A 14959-nucleotide genomic window follows, 5' to 3' on the forward strand; every position below is an offset into this window, starting at 1 on the left:
TATGAAGTTCAAATTTTTAATCTTCATGATAGCCTTAATAGGCATCTTGAGTATCGGCTTTGCGGATGTTTCTTATCCGTATCTTACCCAGTACGGCCCTGCGATTGTCAACTGGGGCCCAAATGTAAAGTATGGAGGAACACTGAATTGGCTTTATGGTGCCAACATTACAATTACTCAAAATTTCAACCCATTCATTAAAGGGAATTTGCCTGTATCTTTGATCTATGAGCCATTATTCTACGTTGATATGAGCGGAAAAATAACGAACTTTCTCGGCACATCCTATAAATGGATGAACAACAACACAGAATTGGATGTCACAATCCGCCAGGGTGTCAAATGGTCAGACGGAGTCCCATTCACACCACAGGATGTGGTCTTCACATTCAATTATCTAAAGGCCAATCCCGCAATAGATTTGAATGGTATCTGGGCACCTTCGAATGACCTTGTCAGTGTAACGGCAAGTGGAGATACAGTTATCTTCAAATTTTCACGTCCGAATATACCATTTTTCAATATAATTGCCGGAGAACCAATAGTACCCGAACATATATGGGCAAATATTTCAGATCCTTCCAAATACACAAATCCAAATCCTGTGGGGACAGGACCATTTGTTTTGAAAGATTTTAACGCTGCTATTGGAACTGTGATCTTTACAAAGAACCCAAATTACTGGATGACTGGAAGGCCTTACATCGATCAAATTAAGTGGCAAGTTTTGACATCTAACACAACCGGACTTATGGCCTTTTTGAGGCATGATTTTGATATAGGCTTAGGTTATGTTCCCAATGTGAAAGAGGTTTACGTTAACAAAGATCCTGAAGTCAACAAATATTGGTGGCCAGTCGTCGGGAACAATGCTTTGTATCTCAACGATGCCAAATATCCATTCAATATTCCTGACTTTAGGAAAGCAATATCGATGAGCTTAAACAGATCTTACATTTTAGATCACTTATATTTTGGAGATTTTCAAAATTACGATAATCCAACTCTCATAACCTATCCACTTCGTTCATGGCTTGATCCCACTTTGACAGAACTTGCTTCTTCACTTATCACTTACAATCCCCAAAAGGCCCAAGAACTACTTGCATCGATAGGATTCAAGAAAAATGATCAGGGCCTTTTGACAGATCCAAACGGGAAAGTGCTTCCAACATATACGTTAACGGTGGTCGCCGGGTGGCCAGATTGGATACAAGGAGCACAAATAGTTTCTGAAGAGTTAAAAGCAATAGGACTTCAAGTGATTGTCAATCAAGAATCTTACGGGCAATATTATTCTTCCTTGCAAACTGGAAATTTTGACATGGCAATTTCTTGGCTTGATGTAGGACCAACACCTTATAACGCATATTATTACGCTTTCAGTCAGACACAGACGGCACCGATAGGTCAGGTTGCATCTACGAATTTTTCAAGATACACTAATCCTTTAATAACGAGTGCCTTACAGATATTTAGCACTACAACAGATCCAACTCTTCAAAGGCAAGCAATATACACAATAGAGCGCATTGTCCTTGATGATATGCCGATGATCGCACTTTTACCAGTCCCGATGTGGGATACTTACACAACTTACAGATTTACAGGTTTCCCCGATGATCAATATCCTTACTACATTCAGGGAAGTCTTTCCACGGACGAAGAGATTGTCGCTTTAAATGTCCATTTGAAATGATAAAATGGGGAAGGGAATTCCCTTCCCCATATCTTTGAATGGAGGATACATCATGTTAAAAAATGGAGATGTTGTTTTGTTTCAAGGTGACAGCATAACGGACTACATGAGAAAAAGAGAGGATCCAGATGATCTTGGAAATGGATACCCATTTTTTGTGTCTGCTCTGTGGAGCATAGAACACCCTGACATGAATGTCAAATTTTTGAACAGGGGCGTAAGTGGAGACAGGGTTAGAGATTTGAAAAGCAGATGGATCAAAGATTGTATTGAACTCAAGCCCACCGTGGTCTCAATTTTGATAGGGATAAATGACACGTGGAGAAGATTTGACAGTGATGATCCAACATCTGTTGAAGATTTTGAAAGGGATTACAGATTCATCCTTGACAAGGTTAAGGAGATCGGATCTAAAATCGTAATTCTTGAGCCATATTTAGTTGAGTCTGTTAAAAGTGAAAGAACTCCCAACAAAGAAGCGTGGAGGATTGATCTCGATCCCAAAATTCACGTTGTAAGGAAAGTCGCGCTTGAATACAAAGCCATCTTTATTCCCCTTGATGGGATAATGACCGGATATTGTTCTTCAAAAGATCCGTTATTTTGGTCATACGACGGTGTCCATCCAACAGTTAACGGTAGCGTTTTGATCGCAAAGAAATGGATTGAATACGTCGAACGTTTTTGAGGAGTAAAAAATGGAGATCGAGAATGGTTATAAATGCTGGTTAAGGTACAAAAATGTCGAAGATCAAAGCGTACTTTCTTCTTACAGGCCATTTTGCCGGAATATTACCGTTACGAAGACATCTGATATCATTAACTACGCTTTAGATGAACTTATTGACGGTATTTCCTCTATGTGTTCGATTGTTCCGACTGTTACAGATGAATTCGTCGAGGAAGCAGGATTGGTCATTGGGACTGACAGATCAAAGATCATCGATATAGTCGGTAAAGAGGCTTTTGAATCACTTGATAGGGAAGGTTACATGATCAAGACAGTTAAATCGAAAATAGCGATCGCCGGCAAGAGTGATCTTGGAATCTTATACGGCGTATTTCATTTTTTAAGAATTTTGCAATCCGAAAAGTCTATAACCAATCTTGATATCTTTGAAAATCCGCAAAACAAAATTCGCATGATAGATCACTGGGACAATTTGGATGGAACGATAGAGAGAGGATACGCGGGAAATTCTATCTTTTACAAAGACAACAAAGTCTCATTCGATCAAAGACGAATAAAGGATTACGCAAGACTTTTGTCCTCCATTGGCATAAATGCGATCTCTTTGAACAATGTCAACGTTCGTGAGAATGAGATGAGACTAATAACGAAAACATATCTTACGGATGTGGCAAAAATAGCCGATATTTTTAGAAATTATGGAATAAAGATATTTTTAAGCGTTAATTTTGCAAGTCCAACTTACGTCGGAAAACTTCTTACCTCCGATCCTTTGGATTTTTCAGTCAAAGATTGGTGGAAGGGAAAGGTAAGAGAAATATACGAATATATTCCAGACTTCGGAGGTTTTATCGTAAAGGCCGACTCGGAATACACCTCTGGTCCATTTGCCTACGGCAGAACTCACGCAGACGGCGCCAACACGATTGCACAGGCACTCGGACAGTTTGGAAGTCTTTTGATATGGCGCGCATTTGTCTATAAAATGCAGGATTGGCGCGACAGAAAAACAGACAGGGCAAAGGCCGCTTACGAATTTTTCAAACCTCTCGATGGAAAATTTCTCGACAACGTCATTCTCCAGATAAAGAACGGACCTATGGATTTTCAAGTAAGAGAACCTGTGTCTCCTTTGTTCGGTGCCATGGAGAGTACAAATCAAATGCTTGAATTGCAGATAACCCAAGAGTATACCGGCCACCAGATAGATCTTTGCTATCTTGTGCCTCAATGGAAGGAGGTATTTGACTTCGACACTTACGCGGCCGGAAGAGGATCAAAGGTTTCAAATGTGGTAAGTGGAAAAACTTTCAAAAGACCCTACGGCGGGGTCGCCGGAGTTTCAAATGTTGGAGACGATCCAAACTGGACGGGTCATCCTCTCGCCCAGGCAAATCTTTACGGATTTGGGAGACTTGCGTGGAATCCGAACCTTTCATCCGAAGATATAACAAATGAATGGACTAAACTTACTTTCGGAAACAATCCGGAAGTTGTCAAAACGATCTCTGAAATGCTTTTGTCATCGTGGAGAATTTACGAAAGTTATACGTCTCCGCTCGGAGTCGGATGGATGGTAAATCCGGGCATACATTACGGCCCAAATGTCGATGGGTACGAATATTCAAAATGGGGCACATACCATTACGCAGATCATGAAGGCATCGGAGTGGACAGGACAAAAGCGACAGGAACAGATTTTATCAGCCAGTACAGACCTCAAGTGGCCGAAATTTACGAATCTCTCGAAAAATGTCCCGATGAACTTTTGCTTTTTTTCCACCATGTGCCATACACCCACAGGTTGAAATCCGGTAAAACAATTATCCAGCATATCTACGATTCCCACTTTGACGGAGTCGAAAAGGTTATCGAAATGAAGGAAAAGTGGATTGGTTTAAAGGATCATGTTGACCAAATCATTTTTAATGAAGTGCTTGAAAGATTTGAACTTCAACTTAAGAATGCAATAGAATGGTGTGACGTCATCAACTCCTATTTTTGGAGAAAATCAGGAATTAAAGACGAATTTGGAAGAAAAATCTATTAAAATCTTACCTGTTTCTCTTTATCTCATTTGATTTCATGAATACTTGAAATAACGATATCTTTTGTTATTTTGATTTTAGATAGTTTATTGATACAATAAATTGGTGCAATTTCAAAATAAGGAGGGAGTTACATGGGTAAAGTTAAGTTTTTTGTCCTGCTCATAGCCTTAATAGGCATAATGAGCATCGGATTTGCAGACGTTTCATATCCGTACCTAACTCAGTACGGACCGGCAATCGTCAACTGGGGAAGTAACGTCAAATACGGGGGAACTCTTAAGATAATCCTTCCAAACGGTCCTCTCCAGTATAGCCTTAACCCATTCATGGGAAACAACTCGACACTTCCGACATCCTTCATCTACGAATCACTCTTTTTCATAAACCTTACAGGTGACGTTACTAACATGCTCGGCACATCATACAAATGGACAGACAACAACACAGAATTGGATGTCACAATCCGCCAGGGTGTCAAATGGTCAGACGGAGTTCCATTTACACCACAGGATGTGGTCTTCACATTCAATTATCTAAAGGCCAATCCGAGTATAGACCTTAACGGTATATGGTCATCTGCGAATGATCTTGTCAGTGTAACGGCGAGTGGAGATACAGTCATCTTCAAACTTTCACAACCCAACATGGCGCTCTTCCAGTATTTGGTTGGAGAGCCAATAATACCCGAGCATATATGGGCAAATATTTCAGATCCTGCCAAATACACAAACCCGAATCCAGTCGGTACCGGTCCATTCCTCTTCAAGAGTTTTGACCAGCCTGCGAACACAGTTACGTACGTGAAGAATCCGAATTACTGGATGACCGGCAGGCCATATCTCGACAGTGTGGTAGTTACATCCGTCAACTCGAACGATACATGCACACTCGCGCTCATAAAACACGAATATGACATGTCAAACCTCTACATACCCGGAGTTGAACAGACTTACATCTCGAAAGACCCGTCTAACAACAAGATATGGTGGCCGATACTCGGGAACAATCATTTGATATTCAACGATGCGAAATACCCATTCAACATACCGGACTTCAGGAAAGCGATCTCGATGGCGATAAACAGGAACTTCATACTGACAAGTCTGTACGGGCCGCAATTCTCACAGTACAACAATCCGACACTGATAACCTATCCGCTTCGTTCATGGTTAGATCCGACCCTGACATCTTTGGCATCCTCGTTAGTTGCGTACAATCCGAAGGCGGCGCAGGATTTGCTGGCATCGATAGGGTTTAAGAAGAACGCGCAGGGTCTATTGACCGGTCCGGATGGGAAGGTACTGCCGACATTCACACTGAGCGTTGTTACTGGATGGACAGACTGGGTGCAGGCAGAGGCGATAATAGCGCAGGAATTAAAAGAGATAGGGCTTCAGGTTAACCCGGTCCAGCAATCCTTTGGTCAGTATTATTCGTCCTTACAGACAGGGACATTTGACATGTCGATAACATGGCTTAACCTTGGGATAAATCCATACACTCCATATTACTTTGCATTCAGTCCGACACAGACGGCACCGATAGGGCAGGTGGCATCTTCTAACTTCTCAAGATACACGAATCCTTTGATAACAGATGCGTTGCAGGTATTCAACACGACATCTGACCAGAGATTGCAAAGGCAGGCGATATACACGATAGAGAGGATAGTGTTAGACGATCTGCCAGTTGCTGCGCTTCTGCCAGTTCCGATGTGGGACGTGTACCAGACGAGCACGCTTGCGGGATTCCCGGATGACCAATATCCTTACTACATGGTAGGGTCTATTCAGGTTGCTCCGGAAATACTCGCCTTGAATATACACCTGAAATGAATCGATGGGGGGGTCCTCCCCCCAATTTTTAAACGAGGTGTTTCGATGAAATTCACAGATGGAAACTGGCTTGTAAAAAAGGGAATTTCGATATACGGATCTTCACAGGTTGTCGATGTCAAAAATTCAGATAAAGAGATCTTTGTCTATGTCACAACATTTCATGTCAGAAACAGGGGGGACACTCTCGGTGGCCCGATGATAACTTTAAGGATATCTTCACCGGTCGAAGATGTTATCCGAATTCAGGCTTATCATTTTAAAGGTAACATACACCATGGACCTGATTTTTTTATCAAAGATGACAATTTAAAAGTTCATTTTGATGAAAACAACGAATTTATAACTGTAAAAAGCGGCGATTCATCTTTGAAGATAAACAAGAATGATTTTCAGATGGATTTCATCCATAAAGAGAGGCACTTGACTAAAAGCGGTTATAAAAGCCTTGCTTATATAACCTCTGAAAGCGGAGAAAGATTCATGAGAGAACAACTTGATCTCGACGTTGGTGAATACGTCTATGGGCTGGGAGAAAGATTTACCAACTTCGTAAAAAACGGACAGGTTATCGATATGTGGAATGCCGATGCCGGCACAAACAGCGAACAATCTTACAAGAATATCCCATTCTACCTTACGAATAAAAAGTATGGAGTCTTTGTTAACAATCCGGGTATGATATCCTACGAAATAGCATCCGAGAGAGTTTCAAAAGTTCAATTCAGTGTTAACGGAGAAAGTATTGATTATCTGCTAATTGTCGGAGAATCGATAAAGGAAGTTTTGGAAAAATACACATACCTTACAGGTAAGCCCGCATTGCCGCCGGCATGGTCCTTTGGATTGTGGCTGACAACCTCTTTCACAACTGATTACAATGAAGAGACTGCAACAAAATTCGTGGACGGAATGTTAGAAAGAGATATTCCCCTTAAGGTTTTTCACTTTGATTGTTTTTGGATGAAAGAGTTTCAATGGACAGATCTCGAATGGGACAGGAATCAATTTCGAGATCCCGAAGGAATGTTAAAAAGGTTTAAGGATAAGGGATTAAAAATAAGTGTTTGGATAAACCCCTACATAGCACAGAAGTCAAAGTTATTCGATGAAGCAATGCAAAATGGCTATCTGTTGAAAAGTCCAAATGGCAGTGTATGGCAGTCGGACATGTGGCAGCCCGGGATGGGCATAATCGACTTCACAAATCCAGACGCTAAAAAATGGTTTTCAGAAAAGTTGAAGGAATTGATCGAAATGGGAGTTGACTGTTTTAAAACAGATTTCGGTGAAAGAATTCCAACAGATGTCGTGTATTACGATAATTCAGATCCCGAAAGAATGCATAATTACTACACTTACCTTTACAATAAAACGGTTTTTGAAGCGACAAAAGAGAAGAAAGGTGAAGACGCGTTAGTTTTCGCAAGATCGGCGACGGCCGGAAGCCAGAAATTCCCGGTCCACTGGGGAGGAGATTGTTCAGCGACTTACGAATCGATGGCCGAAAGTTTGCGCGGAGGATTGTCTTTAGGGCTTTGCGGTTTTGGTTTCTGGAGTCACGATATAGCAGGCTTTGAAAGCAGATCAACGCCCGATCTTTACAAAAGATGGACGGCTTTTGGATTACTCTCTTCCCATAGTAGGCTTCACGGAAACAACGCTTACAAGGTGCCATGGCTTTACGATGAAGAATCAGTCGATGTTTTAAGATTTTTTTCAAAGTTAAAAAACAAGTTGATGCCTTACATCTATTCCAAGGCCGTTGAAGCGTCAAGAAAAGGGATTCCTGTAATGAGGCCGATGATGGTCGAATTCGATGATCCTACCTGTCTTTTCCTTGATAAACAGTACATGATCGGAGATGCCTTGCTTGTTGCGCCGATCTTTTCAGAAGATGGTACGGTAACCTATTATTTGCCCAAAGGAAGATGGATGAATTTTATAACCAAAGAGATAATTGACGGCGGAAGATGGAAGAATGAAAAACATGGATACATGAGCCTTCCTTTGATGATGAGGGAAAATACGATAATCGCAACGGGCAATGTTGATTCGAGACCTGATTACGATTATGCAGACAACGTTACATTCCATCTTTTCGGAATAAATGAAACTTTCTCCGAGATTTACGACACGAATGGAAATCTCGAGACTCAAATAAAAGCAAAGAGAAAAGGTCAATTAATGGATATAGAGGTAAAGAAGAAAAATGAAGATAAAAAATGGAATATCCTAATCTACGAAAAAGTAAGATCTGTAATCAACGGAGATTTGAAAAAAGAAGATTTTGGATACAGGATAATACCCAAGGGAGAAAATATAAAATTAGAACTGGAAGGTGAAATCAATGGGTGAGATCGAAGAAATACTTTCAAAAATGTCCTTAGACGAGAAGATAGCCCAAATCGGATCGGTATGGGTCCATGAACTTTTCAACGAAGATGGGGAACTGTCTCACAAAAAGATGGAAGAACTTTTGTCAAATGGAATTGGCCAGATAACACGCGTTGGCGGATCATCAGGTCTTCCCCCAGACAAAAGTGTGAAGGTATCAAATCAAATTCAAAAATTTTTAGTTGAAGAGACCCGTCTTGGAATTCCAGCAATTGTTCACGAGGAATGTTTAAACGGATACATGGCGAAAGGTGCTACCGTCTTTCCACAGATGATAGGGATTGCAAGTTCTTGGAATCCACAAATAGTTCACGAAATCGCAAATGTCATAAGACAACAAATGAGATCCGTTGGAGCACATGAAGGGCTTGCACCTCTTTTGGATGTTTCGAGAGACCCAAGGTGGGGAAGGATCGAAGAAACATTCGGTGAAGATGTCTACCTTGTTTCTGTATTCGCAGATAATTACATAAAAGCACTCCAAAAAAACATGAAAAACGGTGTTATGGCAACCGCAAAACATTTCGTCGCATATGCCATGTCCGAAGGTGGCCTGAACTGCGCGCCGGTTCACCTTGGCGAAAGAGAATTGAGAGAGGTCTTTCTTAAGACCTTTGAAATAGCGGTCAAAGATGCCAAAGTTGGATCTATAATGAACGCCTACAACGAGATAGATGGTGTACCATGTGCGGCCTCTAAATATCTTCTGACAGACATTCTCAGAAGGGAATGGAAATTCGATGGCATAGTCGTTTCCGATTATTCCGCAATCGATATGATCGAAAATTACCACAGGATTGCCAAAGACAAAATTGAGGCAGCCTTCATGGCTTTAAATGCGGGCATAGATGTCGAACTGCCGACAAGAAAGTATTACAGCGATACATTGAAAAAAGGGGTTGAATCCGGCCAGATTCCAGAATCTTTGATCGATAGATCTGTAAAACGCGTCCTGAATGCGAAGTTGAAACTTGGACTCTTTGAAAAACCATTTGTAACTGAGAAGAATGTTTTTGCATTTTTTGACACCGACGCCAATCGTGCCATTGCTTTAAAAGCCGCAAGAGAATCCATCGTTTTGTTGAAAAATGATGGTATACTCCCGCTCAAGAATCTACATTCCATAGCCGTAGTGGGACCAAATGCGGCAAATGGCAGAAATATGTTAAGTGACTACTCGTACCCGTCTCACATAGAAGCCTTTGTGAATAACGAAGTGCCGGACGTTATCCCGACTTCAAAATATCTCAAATCGACGGAAGGAAATGTAAAGATAGTGTCAATTTTAGACGGAATAAAAGAAAAAGCGAATGGGAAAATCGATGTGAAATACGCGCGTGGCTGCGATAATTTAGATCCTTCTAAGGATGGTTTTGAAGAGGCGATAAGGATCGCGCGGGAATCAGACATTGTCATTGCCGTTGTAGGAGATAGATCCGGTCTTTCACTTTCTGCAACGACGGGCGAGAGCAGAGATAGATCCACGCTCGATCTGCCCGGAGTTCAGGAAGAATTGGTTGAAGAACTTTACAAAACCGGTAAACCCCTCGTTGTAATCCTCGTAAATGGACGTCCATTTTCAATAAAGTGGATCGCAGATCACGCAAGTGCGATAGTCGAATCATGGCTTCCCGGCGAAGAGGGAGGACATGCAGTTGCAGACGTTTTGTTTGGAGATTACAATCCATCCGGCAAATTGCCCGTTTCATTCCCAAGAAATGTAGGACAAATTCCCATCTACTATTCTCATAAGCCAACGGGAGGAAGATCTAACTGGCACGGTGATTACGTTGAAGAAAGTACAAAACCGCTCTTTCCATTTGGGTTTGGATTGAGTTACACGAAGTTCGAATATTCAGATCTCAGAATAGATCCTTCGGTCGTGAATCTCGAAAAATCGATAAATGTAAGTTTCAAGATAAAGAATACAGGCAAGGTTGCCGGAGACGAAGTTGCACAGTTGTATATCAACGATAAAGTTGCAAGTATCACAAGACCTGTAAAGGAATTGAAAGGCTTTGCGAAAATTCATCTCGAGGCAGGAGAAGAAAAATCTGTTACCTTCGAACTGCCAATCGATCTTCTCGCCTTTTACGATTCAAAGATGAATCTCACCGTGGAGGCCGGAGAATTTGAATTCATGATTGGCAGTTCTTCTGAAGACATACGGTTAAGAGGAAGTGTGGAATTGAAATCCAATGTTAAAGTAAGCAAAAAAAGGCCAAAGTTCTTTTCAACAGTAATCGAAGGAGGAAAAATATGAAAGAGTATTTCAAAGGGATAAGCAAGATAAAATACGAAAAAGGTTCAGATCCGATGACTTTTCGTTATTACAATCCATCCGAAAAGTTGGGCGACAAGACGATGGAGGAACATTTAAGATTTGCCGTCGCGTACTGGCACACATTCGGCCATACAGGTGCAGACATGTTCGGATCGGCAGTCAACAAAAGACCGTGGTTTGAATATTCCGATCCGCTTGACGCATCTTTGGCGAAAGCAGATGCGGCATTTGAATTCATGTCGAAATTAGGCGTGAAATACTTTTGTGCCCACGACAGAGACCTTTATCCCGAACAGGAGACATTGAGAAAGACAAATGAAGGACTCGACAAGGTAATCGATCACATAAAGGGCCTTATGAAGGGGACCGGTATAAAGATGCTATGGGGGACTGCGAATCTTTTTTCTCATCCGAGATATGTCCACGGTGCGGCCTCATCGTGCAACGCGAATGCATTTGCCTTTGCCGGTGCTCAGGTAAAGAAGATGCTTGAAATAACGAAAGAATTGGGAGGAGAAAATTACGTCTTTTGGGGAGGACGCGAAGGATACGACACGCTTTTGAACACGGACATGAAATTAGAAAGGGATAACATGGCAAGGTTTTACAGGATGGCAATAGATTACGCGAAGGAAATAGGATTCAAAGGGCAATTTTTGATAGAGCCAAAGCCGAAAGAGCCGACAAAGCACCAGTACGATTTCGACGTCCAGACAGCGCTCGAATTCTTGAGGGCATATGGATTAGATGGATATTTCAAATTCAACATAGAGGCAAACCACGCGACACTCGCAACGCACACATTCCAGCATGAGTTAAGGGTTGCAAGGATAAGCGGGAAGATGGGGAGTATAGACGCGAATATGGGAGACATGTTACTTGGATGGGACACAGACCAGTTTCCGACGAATGTCTACGATACGACACTTGCGATGTATGAAGTACTCAAGAACGGAGGGATAGCGCCCGGAGGACTGAATTTTGACGCACACGTAAGACGCGGATCTTTCGAAGATCGGGATCTTTTCTACGCGCACATTGCCGGGATGGATGCCTTTGCCCTCGGACTTAGGATAGCGAAAGATCTGTTAGACGATAAGGTATTCGAGAAGTTTATAGAAGAAAGGTACTCGAGTTATAATAATGGTATAGGGGCGAAAATAGTTTCACAAAAAGTGACGCTTAAAGATCTCGAAGAGTACGTACTCGACATGAAAGATGCGGGCAATGTTTCATCGAGACAGGAAATGCTTGAGAATATTTTGAACAGATACATGTTCAAAAAACAATGATGCGTGATCCGTAAACAGTGAGACTAAAAAGATCAGAAATCAAATTGAAAAATCGGAGGAAAGAATTTGGAAATAAGGACGATGAATTCAGAGAGTATGGGCCGGTCCAATAGACTGGCCATCTTAGATCTGATAAGAAAGTATCCCGGCATAAGCAGGAGAGATCTCGTTGAAATGACCGGCCTTAATCCGAGTACGGTCACAAACATAGTCTTTGATCTGATGGAAAATGGTTTCGTAGAAGAGGGAGGAAAGAATGCCTCCAATAAACCTGGGAAAAGAAGGGTTAATTTGCTCCCGTCAAAGAATGCCGCAAGCGCCATATTGATAAAAATAGGCGTTGAAAATACCCAGATAGGACTTGGATACCTTAACAACGATTTCGAAAGGGTGGATGAATTTTCGACACCCTCTTGTGTCGATACTTTTTTAAAAGAAACTGGCAGAAGAGTAGAAAAGATTCTCAAAAATTCTGGAGAAAAGATAAAGGGAATATCCATTTCCGTCCCGGGTATAGTTGACAAGAATGAAATCTCCATGAAAATACTTCCCCACCTTGGATGGAAAGACATAAAGATGAAAGAAGAGATGGAAAGGATTCTTGGAGAAATAAAGATTCCGATCTACCTTGAAAACGAGGCAAAACTTTCCTTGATGGCCGAGATGTATTTCAACGATGCCATTCAAAAGATGGTAAATGGTGTATACATATACATTTCACAGGGAGTCGGAGGTGCATTGCTCATAAACGGAGAGATCTTTCTGGGTACTTCCTTCACGGCCGGAGAGGTCGGTCATATGAGCATCAACGCGGATGGGCCAACATGTCATTGTGGAAACAACGGATGCTGGGAAGAATACATCTCTATAGACACCATCGTCCAAAAGTACAACTCTCAAAAACAATTAAAAGGATCTAACTTCAAAGCCCAGTTCGAAGATCTCATTTCAAGAAGTGAACATGACAGACTTGCCGATGAGGTACTGAATGAAATGATGTATTATCTCTCGATTGGGATCGTGAACATAGTGAATATCTTAAACCCTCAATTTGTCATGATAGGAGGAATGGGAGAGAAGATCCCCAAAAGGTATATCCAGATCGTCAGAAATGAGGTCAGTAAAAAAGCGCTTGGTAGCGCGACAAAAGATCTTTTAATATTGACATCCTCGATGGATATGATCCAGTCAGCACTCATGGGGTGTACACTTATGGCAATGAATGAATTCTCGAAGGGGGCTTTTTTGTGAATTATCTTGGCATAGACGTTGGAACGACGGGAATAAAGGGTCTTGTGGTAGAAGAAAATGGTCAAATTCTCGATAGATTTAATTTTCCTCTGACTGTGAATATCGTAAAACCCGGATGGTCTGAACAAAATCCTATGGATTGGTGGAAGGGCGTACTTGAGATTTTGAAAAAGGCCGCAAAGTACAAAATAAATTCAATAGGCCTGTCCGGTCAGATGCATAGCCTTGTAACTTTAGACAAAGATGGAAAGGTTGTAAGACCCGCAATACTTTGGAACGATCAAAGAACCACAAAAGAATGTCAGGAGGCAACGCAAATTCTTGGTGGAGAAAGAAATGTCATATCGGAGGTCGGCAATCCGATTTTAGAGGGGTTTACCCTTGGAAAAATATTGTGGATAAAGAAAAACGAGCCTGAAAATTTCAAAAAAATAAGGTACATTATGATGCCAAAAGATTACATAGCGTACATGCTGACCGGAAAGATTGGCACCGAATGGTCTGACGCGTCCGGGACGGCCTTTTACGATGTGAGATCGAGAAAATGGAATTCAAGGGTTCTAAAAACTCTCGAAATAAATGAAGAACTTTTACCGTCCATTTCTAAATCTTACGATCTTCGTGGATTTCTTGAAAAATCTAAAGAATTTGGGTGGGAAAATGTAAAGGTCGTGGCCGGAGGCGCCGACAATGCGGTCTCCGCCCTTGGAATAGGCGTTTTCAGACCGGGAGATTGTATGGTCAGCGTCGGTACATCTGGAACGGTATTAGGAGTTACGTCATCAAAAGATCCAGACTCTGAAGGCAAATTGCATTATTTCAATCACGTTGTGGACAATTTTTCTTATTACATGGGTGTCATGCTTTCTGCGACAAGTTCATTTGACTGGGCAAGAAGGATAGTCGCATCTGATGATAGCCTCGAAAAGATAGAGGAGATGGTAAAGGGTTCTAAACCCGGATCGAATGGGCTTATCTTTTTGCCATATTTGAACGGAGAAAGAACGCCACATCGCGATCCACACGCAAGAGGTGTCATCTTTGGCATATCTTTGATCTCACAAAAATCTGATATTCTAAGATCGGTAATAGAAGGAATAACATTTGGGCTTAGAGATTCATTTGAACTTGTCAAAAAGCGGGTTGATGTCAAAAGTGCGAAGATAACGGGAGGAGGATCGAACAATCTCGAATGGGTTAGAATCATAGCATCGAATTTCAAAGTTCCGGTAGAAATTCCCGAAATAAACGAAGGTGGTGCTTACGGCGCCGCTATGCTTGCCGCAGTCGGAGACGGTAAAGATTTCGATGAGGTTTCGAAATGGATAAAGATAAAAAAGACCATCGAGCCTGAAAAATCTTGGACTGAATTTTACGATTCGTGGTATTACGAATATAAAGGGCTATACAACGATTTAAAGGAAAGGTTTAAAGAAACAGATCACCAATCATGATCACA

General features: G+C 41.6%; 9 protein-coding genes. All 9 read left to right on the plus strand.

Features of this window, described 5'->3' with window-relative positions:
- The first annotated feature begins 1 nt into the window (after position 1).
- The 9 genes from ATHSA_RS00795 to xylB all read left to right on the plus strand — a co-directional run bounded on the left by ATHSA_RS00795 (position 2) and on the right by xylB (position 14954).
- Positions 2–1699 (plus strand): ABC transporter substrate-binding protein, encoded by a 1698-nt coding sequence (locus ATHSA_RS00795; protein WP_161847297.1) that lies wholly within the window; start codon positions 2–4, stop codon positions 1697–1699.
- 52 nt (positions 1700–1751) lie between these two features.
- Positions 1752–2387, plus strand: coding sequence for an SGNH/GDSL hydrolase family protein (locus tag ATHSA_RS00800; RefSeq protein ID WP_197739179.1), 636 nt, complete (start codon positions 1752–1754; stop codon positions 2385–2387).
- Between the two features lie 10 nt (positions 2388–2397).
- Positions 2398–4440 carry an alpha-glucuronidase family glycosyl hydrolase gene (locus ATHSA_RS00805; protein ID WP_161847298.1) on the plus strand — a complete coding sequence of 681 codons (2043 nt, stop codon included), beginning with the start codon at positions 2398–2400 and terminating at the stop codon, positions 4438–4440.
- A 132-nt stretch (positions 4441–4572) separates the two neighbouring features.
- Complete coding sequence (locus ATHSA_RS00810) at positions 4573–6276, plus strand: ABC transporter substrate-binding protein (protein ID WP_161847152.1); 1704 nt, start codon at positions 4573–4575, stop codon at positions 6274–6276.
- Positions 6277–6321: 45 nt separating this feature from the next.
- Positions 6322–8634, plus strand: coding sequence for an alpha-xylosidase (yicI, locus tag ATHSA_RS00815; RefSeq protein WP_161847299.1), 2313 nt, complete (start codon positions 6322–6324; stop codon positions 8632–8634).
- Complete coding sequence (locus tag ATHSA_RS00820) at positions 8627–10936, plus strand: glycoside hydrolase family 3 N-terminal domain-containing protein (protein WP_161847300.1); 2310 nt, start codon at positions 8627–8629, stop codon at positions 10934–10936. The genes yicI and ATHSA_RS00820 overlap by 8 nt, the downstream gene beginning before the upstream one ends.
- Positions 10933–12249, plus strand: a complete 1317-nt coding sequence (gene xylA / locus ATHSA_RS00825) for a xylose isomerase (RefSeq protein ID WP_161847301.1) — start codon at positions 10933–10935, stop codon at positions 12247–12249. Before ATHSA_RS00820 ends, xylA begins: the two co-directional genes overlap by 4 nt.
- Before the next feature lie 66 nt (positions 12250–12315).
- Positions 12316–13500, plus strand: a complete 1185-nt coding sequence (locus ATHSA_RS00830) for an ROK family transcriptional regulator (RefSeq protein WP_161847302.1) — start codon at positions 12316–12318, stop codon at positions 13498–13500.
- Positions 13497–14954 carry a xylulokinase gene (gene xylB, locus ATHSA_RS00835; protein ID WP_161847303.1) on the plus strand — a complete coding sequence of 486 codons (1458 nt, stop codon included), beginning with the start codon at positions 13497–13499 and terminating at the stop codon, positions 14952–14954. Before ATHSA_RS00830 ends, xylB begins: the two co-directional genes overlap by 4 nt.
- Positions 14955–14959 lie beyond the last annotated feature (5 nt).

Origin of the sequence: Athalassotoga saccharophila (assembly GCF_009936215.1) — a bacterium.
Taxonomy (GTDB): Bacteria; Thermotogota; Thermotogae; order Mesoaciditogales; family Mesoaciditogaceae; genus Athalassotoga; species Athalassotoga saccharophila.